Raw genomic sequence first — 17,314 nt, forward strand, 5'->3', positions numbered from 1 at the left:
AGTAATACATAATGAGCAGGCGATGGCCTGCTTTTTTTATTACAAGAGAAATGTGCAAAATGAAAAAGGAAAACTGAAGTGGAAATCGATCTGCATGGGATCCTGTGTGATGATGCGTTCCTAGCGTGAGTCAATGGTATGCGGATTGCAGGGAGGATTAAGGAGTTGACTCACTCAGTCAGCATTCAAACAAACTTGTTTCAATCGGCGGAAACACGTCACAAGCGCGACGAAATCAAACGGTATTGTTCACTCGATGCCGTTCTGGGATGACATCTTTAAAGAGGTCAGCCGGGAGTACGCCGGGATTGAGACGGATTCCCAGCACATCGATGCACTGGCGGCCTTCTTTGTCACGCAGCCGGAACGCTTTGATGTCATTGTCGCTTCGAATCTGTTCGGAGATGTGCTGACAGATATAGGCGCGGCGATTATGGGAAGCGTCGGAATCGCTCCCGCAGCCAACATCAATGTAAACGGCAAATATCCTTCCATGTTTGAGCCTGTTCACGGCTCCGCCCCGGATATTGTCGGAAAAGGAATTGCCAATCCTATAGGCCAAATATGGACGGCGAAATTAATGCTCGATTCATTCGGAGAAGAGGAACTGGGCTATCTCCTCTTACAATCTATTGAAACGCGCTCACAAACAGCGGTATTCTGACTCCTGATGCCGGCGGAAAGCATTCAACGGAAGATGTCACTTCCGCTATTATTTCTCAAATCAAGAACAGATAAGACGAAAAAACCGCGGGCAGGAAAACTGCACAGCGGTTTTTTCGTCTCAGACGGGACGGAGCGCGCAGAAACAGGCCGATTCACCTGTGAAGCCCGCAATACGGCCTGATTGATCCTTTTCTACAGAAAAAAACCGCTGTATATCACGAGGAGCATCCAGCATCTGTTTTTCCAGTAATGCGGCTTTCTCTTCAGTCAGGCCTGCCCGTTCACACCAGACGGTAAATTGAAATGGTTTCAAAAAGCAGACAGCGGATTCCATCCGGAAGCCGGCTGTCTCCAGAAAACGAAGCCATTCTGTTTTTTTCCACGCCCGAAAGTGGCTCTGATCCCGTTTCTTTTCAATGTCATTATAAAAATGGTCATATTCATTCTTTTCAGGTGCGGTATTGTCAATGAGAAGCAGTCTGCCGCCCGGTTTGACAACCCGAAACGCTTCATGAACAAAGGCTCTGACATCGGGAAAATGATGCGCCGCGATTCTGCATGTGACGATATCGAAAGCAGCATCGGAAAACGGCATCTTTTCAGCATCGCCTTTTTCGAATGACACGTTCGTCCATCCGTTTCCGGTTATAAATGCTTCAGCGGCTGCTAACATTTCTTCCGTGAGGTCATATGCGATAACAGAGCGTACGAGAGGAGCGAGAGCGTTAGCCGTATGTCCGCCTCCCGTCGCGATATCCAGCACGTCCATATGCTTTTCGGCACCGGAAGCTGAAATGAGATACGCCAAATCCTCTCCTGCGGCGTGTCCGGGGCTAGTCACATATTTCGCGGCGTTTTTGGCAAATTGCCGCTGCGCCTGCTGTTTAATTGAATCCTCCATTATACTTGGGCCCCCTTTTCTTCCTGCTTGCTGCCTTAATCAAAATAAACGGGTTCATCCGGATGTTTGAGATATGCAAACATCTTTTCAATCTGACTTACCGTATTGCGGGCGGCAGATAGCGGCGGCAGTTCCGTTTCCGCAAAAAAGCCGGCCGCGCTTGTTTCCGTTCCCTCCCTGAGCCGGCCGCCGATGATCTCGCATTTGATAAACACTTTGTAAACGTGGGCGGCGGACGGCGGATGGGAATGGCATTTCTTATCCATTACAGCTAACAGTTTAACGGGCTTTACGTCGATTCCCGACTCCTCCTTTACTTCTTTGACAGCGGTCTCGCCCGGTGAAATCCCGATATCAGCCCACCCGCCCGGCAGCGCCCATCTGCCGTCGCTTTTCTCTCTTACCATTAATATGCTCTGATCTTTAAAAACTGCCGCTCTGATATCAACTTTCGGAGTGGGATAGCCCGTGTCACCGGCGAATACGTCTTTGATGATCCTTTTGTCGATGCCGGTATGATGCGCCATGATATCCACGCTTATTTTTCTTATTTCTTCAAATCTCTCAATATCATATATGTCTTTGGAATAAGCCAGCCCCGCTTGCGCCGCGGATTGAAGCTGTTTTGCCCATTCAAGCCATTTTGGCTCCATTTTTTCACCGCCTTATGTTAATTGACGAACCCCCGAATTGCACCTTGAGAGTACCGGTGCCCATGATCCGTTTCTGCTCCTTGTTTTCTGTGTATGGCGGAGCGAATCCTGCCGGAAAATCAGAAAAAAGCCATTCATTTGCTGAATGGCTTTTTTTCATTTTCTATTTTTCTTTCATGACGAGAACGACGCCTGAAACAATAAGGGCCGCGCCGATCCAGAAGGTTCCACCGATCGACTCTCCCAGCAGCAGCCAGCCGAGCAATGTCCCGGAAAGCGGCTGAAAGAAGAAAAACAGACCGCCGCTTGCCGCATTCAGCAATTGCAATCCGCGATTCCAAAGCATGAACGCGCAGGCGGTTGAGATCACACCCAGATATAAAAGTCCGCCCCATATCTCAGGCCGGGCAAGCTGAGACAAAGGAATCTCCCGAAGCGGGCCCGCTGTAAACGGGGTCAGGATGACAAATGCGACGCAAATGGAATACGTTGTGACGACAAGCGGTGAGTAATGGCCGGGAACCCGTTTCATCAGCACGGACATCAAAGCCCATGTCAGCGCCGCAGCCAGAAGCGAGAGACCGCCGAGCTGGCTCGACATATCGAGATCTCCGTTCCCCACAATGAGCAATACTCCGATCGTCGCCAGCCCTGTCGATATTCCTTTTTTCAGCGTTAACCGTTCTTTTAAAATCAACCGGGCAAATACAACCATAAATGCGGGAGTGGATGCTGTAATAATCGCACCCATCTGCGCGGTTGATAATTTCGTGCCGATTTCCTGCGTGACGATCGAAATCGTGTTGCCGATCAATCCGATCGCAGCGATCAGTAATAAATCACGTTTATGAACTTTCCAGGATTGGCGTGAAAATAAACTGAGAATCAAAAGCGAAAGAAGCGCCACCGCATATCTCAGCCATACCAGTTCAAGCGGCGGAATGACCGCTACCACTACTTTTACGACGACATACATACCGCCCCAGATACTGGCGGCCAATGCCAAATAAATCGAACCGAACAATGTATTTTTCAATTTGATGCACCCTCCGTTATCATATTAGGTCACGTCATATGCCCTAACGGAGAGAAGCTCAGTCACTTTCCTCCATTAAGGGCGGAGAAGTGCTGCCGGTACATCATGTTCAAATAAGGGCGCTAGAAACATATCGTTTTTCACCTCAATTGCAATCTGATTTTTCTCATTATACAAGGTTTGTCAGAAGACGTAAACGAACGGCGTCATCGGCTTTATCGATTGCGGACTTGCAGCTGGATTCTTGTGATCTGATTGTCAAACCCGTCCGCCACAACCTCATCAAGCATATATTCTTCATATGCATAATCGCCCATTTCCAGCCCATACTCTTCAATAAACTGCATGATGCTGCGGTACGCCGATTCCGCTTCATCCCCTATTTGGTACCCGACGGCATAAAGCCCTTTCGGCTTGATATGGAGGTCTCTATTCTCTATGCCTTCTTCTGTCTTCATATAAAAATGGGTGTAGTTGTAGAATTCTTTTTTCAGAATCTGCTCCCGCGCAAACAGTCCGCCGACCGGATGCCCCTGATCGAGTTCATGTACCCGCATATAGCGGATCAATTCGGAAATGGCGGCAGTGTATTGCCGTTCTGGCAAATGGAGTACGGGTCGTCCTATCATAAGTGTCTCTTCATCTAATCGCTGCAATGAGACGGAGGAAAAGTCTGTCTCCAAGGCTTGTTCGGTCAGCTTCACCTTTGTCTGAATCATTCTTTGCAGGTGCTTCAGCTTTTTGATTTTGCTCTCGATTTCTGAAGATTTCTCTTTTAAAAGCGTGATGATACCTTCGGGGGTTTTGTCTGTTAAGAGCGGTTTGATCTGCTTCAAGGGCACGCCGACCTCCTTAAACAGACCGATGACCTGGAACAGTTCGAATTGATGATAGGAATAGTATCTGTATCCGTTCGCTTTTTTGATTTCCGGAGAAAGCAGGCCGATCTCGTCATAATGGAACAGGGTTTGTTTTTTTACGTGGCACAGTTTTGCAAATTCACCCGTTGTGAAGTATTTTCTGACGTCTTCGCTCATAATGCCTCCTTGACTATACGGTAACCATATCCTTTATGATGATCATTGTATCCGAGAGAAGGCTGATTCACAAATGGCTTACGCAATGAAAGCTTTACCGTCTCAGAAAAAAGCGGAAGAGGAGTATCAAGTATGACGATTGAAATCAGAGCAGTCACGGAAGAGAACCGTGCCGATATACTGGCGCTTCATGTAAAGGAAAGCCAGACTTCATTTATTGAAACCGCGGAAGAGTGCTTACAAGATGCTGAGGATTACCGGCATTATCAGCCGGCCGGTCTTTATGTTAACGGGGTATTGGTCGGCTTTGCCATGTACGGATGGTTTCCGGAATATGATGAGGAAAATGAAAACGGCAGAGTGTGGCTTGACCGTTTTTTTATTGATGAACGTTATCAGGGACGTGGATTGGGCAGGCTGTTGCTTGATGCCCTTATCCGCCATCTCGTTCGAATATATGATTGCAGACGGATTTATTTAAGCCTGTTTGAAGATAACGTGCACGCATTGCGGCTTTATCAAAAATTCGGCTTCTTATTCAATGGAGAGCTGGACTCAAACGGAGAAAAAGTGATGGTGAAAGAGCTGTAAACCCTCTGTATAAAAGCGATTCGTCTTCTTGCCAATCCCTTAAATTTGAGGTAACATAAAGATATTGGACGACGGTCGACGGACTACGGTCGATTGTTAAAAACCTGATAAAGCGGATCTGAACATGGTGATCAGGCATCTAAATGGAGGAGAAGATTGTGCTTATTATACTCGTTATGTTTCTTCTCGGGATTATTCTCGGGTTTATCGGCGCGGGGGGAGCCGGTTTTGTCATTGCACTTTTAACTATACTGTTTCACGTACCGATTCATACGGCTTTGGGCACCTCCCTCGCCGGAATGGCTTTCACAAGTTTATCGGGGGCTTTCAGCCACTACCGTGAAGGCAATATTCAGATGAAGATCGGCCTCATCGTCGGCGTTTTTGCGGCATTCGGTTCGTTTTTCGGGGCAAGGCTTACTTCCCTTATCCCCGCAGATTTGCTGCATTACTTGACGGCCGGCATGCTGTTTTTATCTGCTCTGCTTATTTTAGTCCGGTTATTTATTGTAAAAGAAACACAAGAAGATTCCGGACGGCAAAGCAACCTGAACATATGGGTGAAAGCCGTTGTACTCGGTATCATCGCAGGAATCTTGTCCGGAACGTTCGGTATCGGCTCTGCCCCTTTTATCCAAATCGGCTTAATGATTCTTTTGCGCTTATCCATCCGCCAGTCGGTCGGCACCACCATGCTTGTCATTATCCCGCTTGCGGTCGGCGGAGGACTCGGTTATGTGACGGAAGGATTTGTCGATTATATGCTGTTGGTCAAAGTGCTGATCGGAACGATGTGCGGCGCATATGTCGGAGCGAAATTCACCAACCTCGTGCCGAAAGTTATTCTGAAATCAGCCATCTTTTTAACACCGGCCATCGCCGGTTTGATGCTTTTATTTTAAACTGAAACGGGAGGCGGCGGCCTCCCGTTTTTTTCTGTTCTTCACCTGTTTTCGAAGAGCTTTTTCAGCTTTGCTTCCGTTTCGGTATGATCTACCGGCGTATACACACTGCAGCGCAGATCACTGTTGCCCTGAACCTGAAATGAAGTCAGGTTAAAGACCATTTTTCCCGCCTTCGCATGGCGGAACTCAATTAATACTTCGGGTGCCGAGCTGACTTCGCTCTCATTCCACAGCGTATGAAATTCCGAATACGTTTTCTCCATTTCTTCTATAAACTGAGAATACCACGTATCAGCTACATACTGGCCGTAATACGTTCTGAAAATGGCGATGAATCCTTTCACAAAGTGCTCCCAGTTCACGGCTAAACTTCTTAATTCTTTTCTGGAAAACAATAGCTCTATGAGATTCCGTTTTTCAGGAGGAATTTGTTCAAAATCTAAAAACACGTGAGCCGCGGCCTGATTCCATCCTACGATATGACACCGCCTGTCCGAGATAATGGTGGGACAATAACGGAGCTCCTGCAGGATTTTTGAAAGCGACGGGCTGATAACCGCTTCTTCCTCCGCGGTAAACGGCTGCTTCACGCCCTCCTCAATGGCAAGCGCGTATAAATAATTTCTCTCATCTTTATTGAGCTGCAGCGCATCGGAAACCGCGTCCAACACGGCTGCGGACACTTTAATGTCTCTGCCCTGCTCCAGCCACGTATACCACGTGGTGCTTACGCCGGCTAATTGCGCGACCTCTTCTCTTCGGAGTCCGGGCGTTCTTCTCCGTGTGCCCATCGGCAGCCCGGCCATCTGCGGAGAAATTTTGGCCCGCTGCATTTTTAAAAACTCTGAGAGCGCCTGCAATCTTCCTTCTGGTATCATACCGAATCTCTCCTCTCTTACCCTGGTATTCATTATACTAGGATAATCAACAACTTGTAATAGGATAATTGCAAGTTACAATAAATACATACCGAAGGAGGAATGACCATGAAAAGAGTTGTGATCACCGGAATGGGAGTGATTTCACCTCTCGGCAATGATGTGCATACATTTTGGAAACACCTGACGGAAGGAACATCGGGAATCTCTCTCATCGATTCGTTTGATGTCTCCGGCTCCAAGACAAAAATAGCCGGCACCGTCCGTGATTTTGACGCAGAAGAAAGATGGGGCAGAAAAGAAGCGAGGCGGCTTGACCGTTTCAGCCAGTTTGCTTTAGCGGCAGCGGAACAGGCGCTTGAAAGCTCCGGGATTCAGCTCGATCAGATTGACCGTGAACGCCTCGGCGTGTACGTCGGCTCGGGAATCGGCGGCATCACGACTTTGATTGATAACGTTCATACTTTAAATGAACGGGGAGCGCGAAAAGTGAGCCCGAGCCTTGTCCCCATGATGATCTCAAACGCGGCCGCCGCTCAAATCAGCATCAGATTAGGCGCGCTCGGCCCCTCACTTTCGCCCGTCACCGCGTGTTCCATCGGCAATACGTCGATCGGGGAAGCATTCAACGCCATTCGGAATGATGACGCAGATATCATGTTTGCCGGGGGAGCGGAAGCGGCGATTACGAATTTGTCATTAGCCAGCTTCGGCAATGCCCACGCGCTGTCAGCGAGAAACGAAGACCCCGCCGCGGCAAGCCGGCCGTTTGACGCGGATCGCGATGGGTTTGTCATGAGTGAAGGCGCAGGCATCTTAGTATTGGAATCATTGGATAGCGCAATCGGCAGAAATGCCCCGATCCTTTGTGAGGTGCTCGGCTACGGCGCAAGCTCTGACGCGTATCATATGGTGGCCTCCCATCCGGAAGGGACGGGCGCATACCTGGCGATGAAAAACGCTTTGAAAAAGGCGAACGTTTCAGCGAAAGACATTGATGTCGTAAGCGCCCATGCGACAAGCACAAAAGCCGGAGATCTTTCTGAAACATTGGCCATCAAGACATTATTCGGGGAGCTTGCGTATGACATTCCGGTTACGGCCAACAAATCAATGCTCGGCCACATGCTTGGCGCGGCAGGCGGCGTTGAAGCCATCGCTCTGACAGAAAGCCTGAGACACGGCATCATCCCGCCGACGATCAATCTGCAGCACCCTGATTCGGCATGTGATTTGGACTATGTGACAGACGGGCCCCGCCATCAATCGTTAACGATCGGCCTTTCCAACTCATTCGGCTTTGGCGGACATAATTCGGCGATCGTGCTGAAGAAATATGAATAGCGGGCATCAAAAAAAGGAGTGAATCATTTCACTCCTTTTTTGCTTTCTCCGGTTTTGTTGTTAAGGCGAAAAAAGCGATGGAACCGATAACGGATGTCGTGAACATAATTGCCCCCATCGGCACGGCCGTCGCTTCATTCATCCCCACAAGCGGCGACACGATGGAACCGAGAAGAAGCGGAAGCATGCCGAGCAGTGCGCTTGCGCTTCCCGCGCGGTGTCCCTGCTTTTCCATCGCCAATGTAAAGGTGCTTGTCAGCGTCATGCCGATCGTAATCATATAAATAAAAATGGAAATCACCAGTGCCGCCAGCGGCCCGTGAATGATCGTCATGACGAGCAGAACGGCAGTCGCCGTCATCGCTGTAATCACGCCGATTCTCAGCAGGCTTTTTTCGTGAATAATCCCGCCGAAACGGCCGATGATAAAGCTTCCGGTAATGATCGCCAGACCGTTTATGCCGAATAAAACACTGAATACCTGAGGCGATACTCCGTAAATATCCTGATACACGAAAGGCGTTCCGGAGACATACGCAAAGCTCCCGCCGTGAATAAAACCGACCGTCAGCGCATAGCCGATAAATGACCGATCCTTCAGCAGGCTTCCCATTGTCCGCACGGAATTTCCGATGGAGCTCGGAATCCGCTTTTCCGGCGGCAGGGTTTCTGTCAGCTTGAGCGCAATGATGAGAACAAGCAAAAACCCGATAAACGTTAAAAAGAGAAAAATCGTATGCCATGATGCAAACGGAAGCAATAAAATCGCGCCTCCCGTCATCGGCGCCACCATCGGCGCGACGGCGGTAATGACCATCAGCAGCGAGAAAAATTTAGAAAGCTCTCTTCCCGTAAACACATCTCTGACGATTGCCCGGGATAAAACGAGTCCTGCCGAAGCGGTGAATCCTTGAAGAAAACGGGCAATCACCAGTGTTGAAATGTTCGGTGCAAGCGCGCAAAACAGAGAAAACAAAGCAAATAAAAAAATACATAGCAATAACGGTTTTCTTCTTCCCTTCGCGTCACTTAACGGGCCGACAACAACCTGTCCGATTGTCAGTCCGATCAGACAAGCGGTTAAACTGAGCTGGACAAGCGAAGCGCGGGCGCTTAAATCTTCGGCGATTTCAGGGAAGCTCGGCAGATACATATCTATATTGAGCGGCCCCAGTATCGCAAGCATTCCGAGTAGAAAAGCCAGCGCAAGCCGCTCCTTACCGGTCGGATTATGCAGCATATCGTTCCCACCTTTCCTTTGTCAATCTCTCAAAACATTTGTTTATTGTATCATAATTTTTTCTTTATTTTTAAAAGTTTTCAAAGGGCATAAAAAAACCAAGGGCTGTAACAGCCCTTGGTCCCGGATCACGCGGTAAAAGGTTTTACGCGTGTTTTTCTTTAAATGCTTTTGCGTATTGATCAGCCGCTATAATGGCATCCGCCACGTCGTCAGCCGTCACGTCAAAAGCGGCATGAATCGTTTCTTCTTCAATCGTCGCGGCTTCTGCCACTTTCATAATGTCCTCTTTAGATGCGTCTTTCAATTTGATGTCTTCAAGTGTGACAGGCAGCCCTAAGCTGATATAAAACGCGATATACCGCTCAATTTCCTCAAGCGAACGTTTTTCCAGCGCCAATTGAACAAGCGTGCCGAATGCCACTTTTTCACCATGAGTCAAGTGATGGATTTCACCTTCAAGCGCGGTAAATCCGTTATGAATGGCATGTGCCGCAGCTAAGCCGCCGCTTTCAAATCCCAGTCCGCTCAGAAGTGTATTGGCTTCAACCACCGCTTCCAATGCGGGCGTAACGGCTTTCGCTTTCACAGACTCATAAGCGAGACGGCCGTATTTGAATAATACCGCTTCACATTTTTCCGCGATAGCCTCTCCGGCGATTGTCGGAATTCCGCCTGCCATCGTTTTACCGCCATTGGCGATGACACTGCGCGCCTCTATCCACGTCGCCATCGCATCGGCAATCCCTGACGCTAAAAAGCGCGGCGGAGCTTCCGCGACGATTTTCGTATCGACCAGAACCAAGTCAGGATTCTTATGATAAAAACGATAGTTTTCGAACGCACCTTGTTCAGAATACACGACAGACAGCCCGCTTGTCGGAGCATCCGTTGAAGCGGCCGTCGGCACGATAACGGTGTAGCCGTTTATTTCATCTGATACGGCTTTGGCCGTATCAAGCGTTTTACCACCGCCGACTCCGATGACAATAGTCGCCCCTGCTTTTTCTGCGATGCCGGCAATTCTTTTCATTTCTTCCTGGGAGGCTTCGCCGTTGAAAACCGCTTCTTCAGAAGAAATATTGCTTTTCTTTAATTCAGCCGTCACTTTATGGCCCGCGATATCCCATACGGTTTTGTCCGCGATGACGACGGCTTTTTCACCAACGCCCTCCAGATGTCCGCCGATTGTTTCAATGGCGTTTTTTCCCTGCACGTATTTGGCCGGACTGATAAAAATTCGTTCCAATGTCATCATCCCTTCTTCGTTGTCTCTCATTACATTTCTCTTATTGATAGAGCAGAAATGAAAACTCTTCTGATATCATTCCTCGTTTTGATTTGATTCAAACCTCATATACACTGCAGAAAAATCAATTTTCACGGCATTGACAAGATGTGAAGGTGTCTATATAATCTTCGATATTGAAGCTGATCATTCTTTACTGAATGAACAAACGAGATTGTGAATGATTCGTCTTAAAAATTATTTAGTTCTGCTGGATAATTTTTGAGGCGTTTTTGTTTTTTATATATTTTTGACTGCGGAGGAGGTTTGCATATGAAGAACATTTGCAAGGATATACTGATGATTATGGCCGGAGCCTTTCTTATCGCGGCGTCCGTGGAATTTTTCGTCATCCCGAATCATTTAGGGGACGGCAGCACCGTGGGAATCGCTCTCGTTTTATATTATCTTTTCCATATACCTGCAAGTATTACGACTCTGGTTGTAAATTTGATTTTTATCGGGTTGGCTTATAAATTTTTAACAAAAAAAACGATTTTATACACGATACTCGGTACGGGAATGACTTCTGTTTTTCTCAGCATCGTCAGCTTTATTCCATTCGGCGTGCACGACATGGTGCTCGGGATCGTATTCGGCGCTCTGCTGATGGGAGCGGGGCTGGCATTGATCTTTATCGCTGACGGATCTACCGGCGGGACCACGCTTTTGGCGTATTTATTGAATTACACAAAGGGCTTTAACATCTCCAAAAGCATGTTTTATATGGATTGTGTCATCATTTTCGCATCCGTTTTAGCGATCGGAATCAATCATATGCTGTATACGTTTATATTCGTTTATCTGTGCGCCAAAATCGTCGATATTGTCATTGAGGGTTTCCATAATAAAAAAGCCCTCACCATTATGTCTGACCAATACGAAGAAATCGCCAAAGCCATCACCTCCGAGTACGGCAACGCGGCGACGATTTTTTACGGATACGGGTATTACGGCAGCAAAGACAAGCGCATTATCTATGTTGTCATTAAAAAGAATGAATTGCTGAAAATCAAAAAACATGTTCAAAAAATTGATCCGAAATCATTTATCGTTATTCATGAAGTAAAAGAAGCTGTCGGAGGGCAATTTGGGTTTACAAACCTGCCCGCCGCCGCAAATGAAAAATAACCGCCTGCAGTGTATAGCTGCAGGCTTTTTTTATCCGGCTCTTCCCCGCTCAAAGGTTTTTTACATCTTTCAATCGAAGTAGTAAATGAAACCTTTTTTGATGGAGGAACATAAAAAAATGAATATCAAAACTGAAAGGCTTGTCATTCGGACTTTTGAACCGGAAGATTGGCAGGATGTCTATGCGTACGCCTCAAATCCGAGTGTCATGAAATATATACCAGAGGGTGTCTTTACCGAAGAAGATGCCAGGAAATTCGTTACTGAAAACAGCGGTGAACATGCCGGGAAGTTTCCCGTTTTATTGAAGGATGAGAAAACGGTCATTGGCCACATTGTTTTTTTTCAGTATTTTGGCGATCATACGTATGAAATCGGCTGGGTGTTTCACCCGGAATACCAGGGCAAAGGATATGCTTCAGAGGCGGCGCGCGCCGTGCTGGCATTCGGGTTTAACAAGATGAAATTACACCGGATCATTGCGACATGTCAGCCGGAAAACATGGCTTCGCACCGGGTGATGGAAAAGATCGGGATGAGGCGGGAAGGCTTTTTTAAAAAATGCATCCCCCATGATAATGAATGGTGGGATGAATATTATTATGCCGTTTTAGAAGAAGAGTGGGAAGCCTCCAATCTGGAATAAAAAGGCTTATACCCTTTGCTTTTACAGATAAGTATGTGCTACACTGTTCGTAACAAATACGAAGGGATGATGGGTGGACAATGATTAACTAATCTTATTTTGACCGTTTGAAATCAAATATTTCAAATCAGAAAAAATAGGATTAGTCTGCCCATTTTCTATACGATACGAGAAAGCTATGTAAAAATAGCTTATTTGATCATGCACAGGTACGGCTAATCCTTCCAAATCAATTGGGAGGATTTTTTTGTCCTCCCTTTAAAGCGAGGGATTGACATATGAAAGAAATGTTAAAGTTAAGCGGCATCAGTTACGAAATCAACAGTGTTCCCCTTTTTGAACAGATCAGCGCGAGTGTTCAGCAAGGCGACATCATCGGCGTTATCGGTAAAAACGGCGCCGGCAAATCTTTATTGCTGCAATTGATCTGCAATCAAAAAGCGCCGTCACAAGGACAGATCCAGATGATGCAAGATGTGAACATATATATGGTGGAACAAGAAACGGAAGCTTATGATTCCGGCCACACGGAGCCTGCGGAGGCAGCCTTGTTAGAAAAGTGGAACGTGCCCGCACGCGCCTTTTCGCAATTAAGCGGCGGAGAAAAATTGAAAGCCCGTCTTGCCAAAGGTTTCTCCTCCTCAAGCGGACTTTTGTTATTAGATGAGCCGACGAACCACCTCGATCAGCACAGTTTAGAAATACTGCTGAATCAGATCAAGAATTACAAAGGCACCATTATTTTCGTTTCGCATGATCGTGCTTTTATAGATGCAGCGGCGACAAAAATCTGGGCCATCGAAGGAAAGAAACTCATTGAACATAAAGGGAATTATTCAAGCTATATGGAGGTCCGCAAACAGAGAAGGCTGACACAGCAGCGGGAATATGAGAATCAGCAAAATATGATCAGACGGATTGAAGCTCAAATGAACGAGCTGAGCGCCTGGTCGAAAAAAGCCCACGCCCAATCAACGAAAATAGAAGGCTTTAAAGAATACCACCGCGTAAAAGCAAAACGCACGGACGCCCAGATTAAATCAAAGCAGAAGCGTCTTGAAAAAGAGCTTGAAAAAGCGAAAGCAGAACCGGTTGAAGCGGAGTATGAAGTCCGTTTTTCCATTGAGCACCGCAAAAAAGCGGGAAAGCGTTTTTTAGAAGTAAGTGATGTCACAAAGTCATATGACGGCCGAACGCTTTTTAAAAACGTAAATTTCACTGTGATGCACGGTGAAAAGATCGCGATTACAGGCCCGAACGGCAGCGGGAAAACAACATTATTGAAGGTCATCCTCGGTCAGGAAAAAGCGCAGGGCGGCATATGGATTTCTCCGACTGCAAACGTCGGATATTTAACCCAGGAAGTATTCGACCTTCCGCTTGATAAAACCCCCGAACAGCTTTTTTACAAAGAAACGTTCGAAGCTAGGGGCAATGTGCAATCCCTCATGAAGCATTTAGGATTTACCGCAGCGCAATGGACGGAACCCATCGGCAAGATGAGCATGGGAGAGCGGGTCAAATGCAAACTGATGGCGTTTATTTTAGAGGAGAAAGATGTGCTGATTCTGGATGAGCCGACAAACCACCTTGATCTGCCGTCACGCGAGCAGCTTGAAGACACTTTGGCCCGATACGACGGAACGCTCATCATCGTATCTCATGATCGTTACTTTCTCGAAAAGACGACGGACATCCGGCTTGATATCTCAAATGGCAGCGTCCGAAAACAATGGAAAGAATCTCCCTCCGTCAGGGATGATGCTGAAGAACTGCGATTAAAGCTTGAAACCGAACGGCAGGAAGTCCTCGGAAAACTCAGCTTCATGACTCCGGCTGATAAACAATATCGTGAGCTCGATCAAAAATTCAAAGAGCTGACGGAAGAAATCAAGAAATTGAAATGAATGTAAAAACCCGTGATTGTCACGGGTTTTGTTTTGGAAAGTTCACGTACCATGAGGAATAATTTCAAACTGATTTGTACAACCTACGTTCAGATTTATACGAGAAGGTTCAGAAAGAAAGGTTCAGGTGAACGCAGGATGGCCAAACGCATCGGAATTACGGGAAACATTATGGCTGATCAATCAGGCCCTTTCCCGGGTTATAATCGGGCATATGTCAATAATGATTATATTCAGTCTGTTTCTGAGGCCGGCGGTGTGCCGTTTATATTGCCGGTGATTCAAGAGACGGCGCTTGTAAAGGAACAGGTCTCTCATGTTGACGGCATCATTCTGTCCGGCGGCCAGGATATAGACCCGCTGTTTTACGGCGAAGAACCTTTACAGGCTTTAAGAAAGACCTTTCCTGATCGGGATGCCTACGAGAAGGAGCTGATTCTCACGGCGGTTGCTTTAGAAAAGCCGATTCTGGCAATCTGCCGGGGGATGCATATGTTAAACGTCACTTACGGGGGAACTTTATATCAAGACCTGACACACGCTTCGTTTGCTGACATTAAGCACGATCAAGAAAAAGATCCGCCGTTAAAAACCCATCATGTTTCTTTTGAAAAAGGGACACGTCTCCATTCCTTGTTTGGCGATTCAGCGCGGGTGAATTCATTCCATCACCAGATCATAAAAGAGACGGCGCCTTCGTTTAAAGCCGCGGCTTATGCGAAAGACGGGTCCATTGAAGCGATTGAACGGACGGGTGAATTATTTGTCGTCGGCGTGCAATGGCATCCCGAAATGCTGACAAAAAAGCACGAAGACATGAAAAAGCTTTTTTCTCTGTTCATGAATGCGGTCAGAACATAAAAAAAAGCAGATCATAACGATCTGCTTTTTCATTTTATTCTTCCGGTTTCTCCGGTGTTTTGCCTTGTGTCAGCTTATGGCCTTCGATATCCACGTTCGGAATGATTTTATCCAGCCACTTCGGCAAGTACCAGGCCGCATGTCCCATCAGCTTCATGACACTCGGAATGATGGTCATTCTTACAATGAACGCATCGAAAAGAACACCGAAAGTCATTGCCAATCCCATGGATTTGATCGTAGAGTCCCCCGCGAAGATGAATCCAGCAAAGACGAAAATCATGATCAGTCCCGCCGCTGTTACGACAGGTCCGCTATGTTTCAATCCGGCATGGATGGCTTGTACCGGATTTTTTGTTTTGACATAGTCTTCTCTCATTCTGCTGACAAGGAATACTTGATAGTCCATCGCCAGCCCGAAAAGAATACCGATGGCTAAAATAGGCAGGAAGGCGAGAATCGGACCTTTTTCCGGAATGCTGAGCAAGCCGGTGAAATTCCCATCCTGCAGAACGAATACCGATAACCCGAGTGTAGCGGTCATCGTCAGCAAAAAGCCGACGACGGCGGCAAGCGGCACGAGAAGCGAGCGGAAAACAACGGTCAGCAATACAAACGCAAACCCGACAATGAGAATGGCGAATTCCGGAATCGCATCATTTAACCGGTCTGAAATATCAATATTCACCGCTGTTGACCCGGTGACGAGCAGGCGGATGCCGTTTTTGTCTGATCGTTTCCGTATATCCTGCACTAACTCTTTCGTTGCCTTATCATTCGGCCCGGTTTCAGGCACTGCCGTAATGATGGCATAATCCCCTTTTTGATTCGGCATGGCAGGTGTGACGCTCGCCACATTGTGCAAGTCCTTTATTTCTTTCACGGCGTCTTGAAATGCTTCACTTTTGTTCCCCTTGACCCCTTTTGCATCGGCAACAATTGTCAGCTTGCCGTTAAAGCCTTCGCCGAATCCTTTAGACAACAGATCATAGGCGCGGCGGTCCGGGCTGTCTTTCGCTTTCATTCCCGCATCAGGCAGCCCCAGCTCTAAATGCATGGCCGGCAGACTGATGACGGCTAAAAGAATAATGCTGAAAATGCTTAACAGAATAGGCTTCTTTGTAACGAAGCGCCCCCAGGCATTCGTGTCGGCGCTTTTCTTTTCTTTCTTCTTGTTTGATTTCGGAATCATCCGTTTTCCTGCGATTGATAACACCGCAGGCACCAGCGTTACTGATGCCAATACAGCCATCAGCACACTGAGCGCCGCAGTCAATCCCATGGCAGACATGAACGGAATGCCGACAACGGTCAATCCGCAAAGCGCGACGATCACGGTCAGTCCCGCAAAAACGACGGCGCTGCCAGCCGTTCCCGCAGCCTTAGCGATCGATTCATTTTTTTGTACACCTTCGCCCAAAAACTGACGATGCTTCGTAAAGATAAACAGCGCATAATCAATCCCGACGGCCAGGCCGATCATTCCGGATAATGAGAGACTGACCGAGGCTATAGTAAAGACCTGTGTTCCGATTAACGTCAGCGCGACGCTTACGCCTAACCCAATCAGGGCCGTGACAATCGGCAGCCCCGCTATAACTAATGAACCAAACGTAATGGCCAGAACGACGAAAGCCAGCACAACGCCGACAATTTCAGAGACACCGCCGACTTCAACACCGGCCCCCGGCACATCACCGCTGAGCTCCGTCTGCAGGCCCTTGTCTCCGGCGGCGGACAGACTGTGTTTAATATGTGAAACAGACGCCTCCGTAATGTCATCCGCCGCTTTTTTGTACGTAATATCGGCATATGCCACTGATCCGTCTTTAGAAATGGTTCCTGTCTCAAAAGGACTTGCAATCGAAGCGACTGAATGATCTGTTTTGATCTTCTTTAATGTCTCTTCAATCGCTTGTTTTTCCGGTTTTGACGTCAATTTCTTCCCGTCTTCAGCTCCGAAAATAACCCGTATGCTTCCTTTATCGGGCCCCTTTGAAAATTCTTTTTGAATCACATCCATCGCCTTTTCAGAAGGTGTGTCGGGAATTGACATATCCTCAGAAAAAGCAGGTTTTAACGAGATGGCGATCACAATCGAAGCGATCAGTATCACGAGCCACGCACTGATCATTTTGAATCGGTTGCGGGCAGACCATCCCCCTAATTTATATAAAAAACCAGACATCGAATACTCCTCTCCAATCATTACTTTCTGCCTAATTGTAGT

Annotated in this window: 15 protein-coding genes and 1 pseudogene; 8 read left to right on the plus strand and 8 right to left on the minus strand. The window is 47.4% G+C overall.

Annotation, left to right across the window (positions count from 1 at the left end):
• Positions 1 to 202 precede the first annotated feature (202 nt).
• Positions 203 to 738 (plus strand): annotated as a pseudogene (locus tag G9F48_RS16550) (isocitrate/isopropylmalate family dehydrogenase); the annotation flags it as partial.
• A gap of 46 nt (positions 739 to 784) precedes the next feature.
• Here the strand turns inward: G9F48_RS16550 and G9F48_RS16555 are convergent.
• The 4 genes from G9F48_RS16555 to G9F48_RS16570 form a co-directional block, all read right to left on the minus strand.
• On the minus strand, positions 785 to 1,567 hold the full coding sequence (locus G9F48_RS16555) for a class I SAM-dependent methyltransferase (RefSeq protein WP_156735863.1): 783 nt from the start codon (positions 1,565 to 1,567) through the stop codon (positions 785 to 787).
• Positions 1,568 to 1,602: 35 nt separating this feature from the next.
• Complete coding sequence (locus tag G9F48_RS16560) at positions 1,603 to 2,220, minus strand: NUDIX hydrolase (RefSeq protein WP_071392080.1); 618 nt, start codon at positions 2,218 to 2,220, stop codon at positions 1,603 to 1,605.
• Positions 2,221 to 2,383: 163 nt separating this feature from the next.
• Positions 2,384 to 3,256: a DMT family transporter gene (locus tag G9F48_RS16565; protein WP_060386776.1), complete on the minus strand. Its 873-nt coding sequence runs from the start codon at positions 3,254 to 3,256 to the stop codon at positions 2,384 to 2,386.
• 215 nt (positions 3,257 to 3,471) lie between these two features.
• Positions 3,472 to 4,293, minus strand: coding sequence for a MerR family transcriptional regulator (locus G9F48_RS16570; RefSeq protein ID WP_165409812.1), 822 nt, complete (start codon positions 4,291 to 4,293; stop codon positions 3,472 to 3,474).
• Between the two features lie 132 nt (positions 4,294 to 4,425).
• On the opposite strand from G9F48_RS16570, the gene G9F48_RS16575 reads away from it, so the two are divergent.
• Both G9F48_RS16575 and G9F48_RS16580 read left to right on the plus strand, forming a co-directional pair.
• Positions 4,426 to 4,884, plus strand: coding sequence for a GNAT family N-acetyltransferase (locus G9F48_RS16575; RefSeq protein WP_146283779.1), 459 nt, complete (start codon positions 4,426 to 4,428; stop codon positions 4,882 to 4,884).
• 158 nt (positions 4,885 to 5,042) lie between these two features.
• Positions 5,043 to 5,786 (plus strand): sulfite exporter TauE/SafE family protein, encoded by a 744-nt coding sequence (locus tag G9F48_RS16580; protein ID WP_044803008.1) that lies wholly within the window; start codon positions 5,043 to 5,045, stop codon positions 5,784 to 5,786.
• Between the two features lie 41 nt (positions 5,787 to 5,827).
• Here the strand turns inward: G9F48_RS16580 and G9F48_RS16585 are convergent, their stop codons facing one another.
• Positions 5,828 to 6,667 carry a helix-turn-helix transcriptional regulator gene (locus G9F48_RS16585; protein ID WP_165409813.1) on the minus strand — a complete coding sequence of 280 codons (840 nt, stop codon included), beginning with the start codon at positions 6,665 to 6,667 and terminating at the stop codon, positions 5,828 to 5,830.
• A gap of 108 nt (positions 6,668 to 6,775) precedes the next feature.
• Here G9F48_RS16585 and fabF point away from each other — a divergent pair, with 108 nt between their 5' ends.
• Complete coding sequence (fabF, locus tag G9F48_RS16590) at positions 6,776 to 8,011, plus strand: beta-ketoacyl-ACP synthase II (RefSeq protein ID WP_064107233.1); 1,236 nt, start codon at positions 6,776 to 6,778, stop codon at positions 8,009 to 8,011.
• 28 nt (positions 8,012 to 8,039) lie between these two features.
• Here the strand turns inward: fabF and G9F48_RS16595 are convergent, their stop codons facing one another.
• Positions 8,040 to 9,251 (minus strand): Bcr/CflA family efflux MFS transporter, encoded by a 1,212-nt coding sequence (locus tag G9F48_RS16595; protein WP_025853711.1) that lies wholly within the window; start codon positions 9,249 to 9,251, stop codon positions 8,040 to 8,042.
• Between the two features lie 145 nt (positions 9,252 to 9,396).
• Positions 9,397 to 10,530, minus strand: a complete 1,134-nt coding sequence (locus tag G9F48_RS16600) for a glycerol dehydrogenase (RefSeq protein ID WP_014304447.1) — start codon at positions 10,528 to 10,530, stop codon at positions 9,397 to 9,399.
• Positions 10,531 to 10,812: 282 nt separating this feature from the next.
• Here G9F48_RS16600 and G9F48_RS16605 point away from each other — a divergent pair, with 282 nt between their 5' ends.
• From G9F48_RS16605 to G9F48_RS16620, 4 genes are all read left to right on the plus strand, one after another.
• A complete protein-coding gene (locus tag G9F48_RS16605) occupies positions 10,813 to 11,670 on the plus strand; it encodes a YitT family protein (protein WP_003156057.1) in 858 nt (285 codons plus the stop codon).
• 118 nt (positions 11,671 to 11,788) lie between these two features.
• The gene (locus tag G9F48_RS16610; RefSeq protein WP_165409814.1) at positions 11,789 to 12,316 is read left to right on the plus strand and encodes a GNAT family N-acetyltransferase; all 528 of its coding nucleotides are present in this window, start codon (positions 11,789 to 11,791) and stop codon (positions 12,314 to 12,316) included.
• 278 nt (positions 12,317 to 12,594) lie between these two features.
• Positions 12,595 to 14,223 carry a ribosomal protection-like ABC-F family protein gene (gene abc-f / locus G9F48_RS16615; RefSeq protein WP_165409815.1) on the plus strand — a complete coding sequence of 543 codons (1,629 nt, stop codon included), beginning with the start codon at positions 12,595 to 12,597 and terminating at the stop codon, positions 14,221 to 14,223.
• A 138-nt stretch (positions 14,224 to 14,361) separates the two neighbouring features.
• Positions 14,362 to 15,084, plus strand: a complete 723-nt coding sequence (locus G9F48_RS16620; protein WP_165409816.1) for a gamma-glutamyl-gamma-aminobutyrate hydrolase family protein — start codon at positions 14,362 to 14,364, stop codon at positions 15,082 to 15,084.
• A 34-nt stretch (positions 15,085 to 15,118) separates the two neighbouring features.
• Here G9F48_RS16620 and G9F48_RS16625 read toward each other — a convergent pair whose 3' ends face one another.
• Entirely contained in the window at positions 15,119 to 17,272 is a 2,154-nt protein-coding gene (locus G9F48_RS16625; RefSeq protein ID WP_156735870.1) for an MMPL family transporter, read from the minus strand.
• Between the last annotated feature and the right edge of the window lie 42 nt (positions 17,273 to 17,314).

It is taken from the genome of Bacillus sp. EKM420B, from assembly GCF_011065565.1.
Classification (GTDB): Bacteria; Bacillota; Bacilli; order Bacillales; family Bacillaceae; genus Bacillus; species Bacillus velezensis.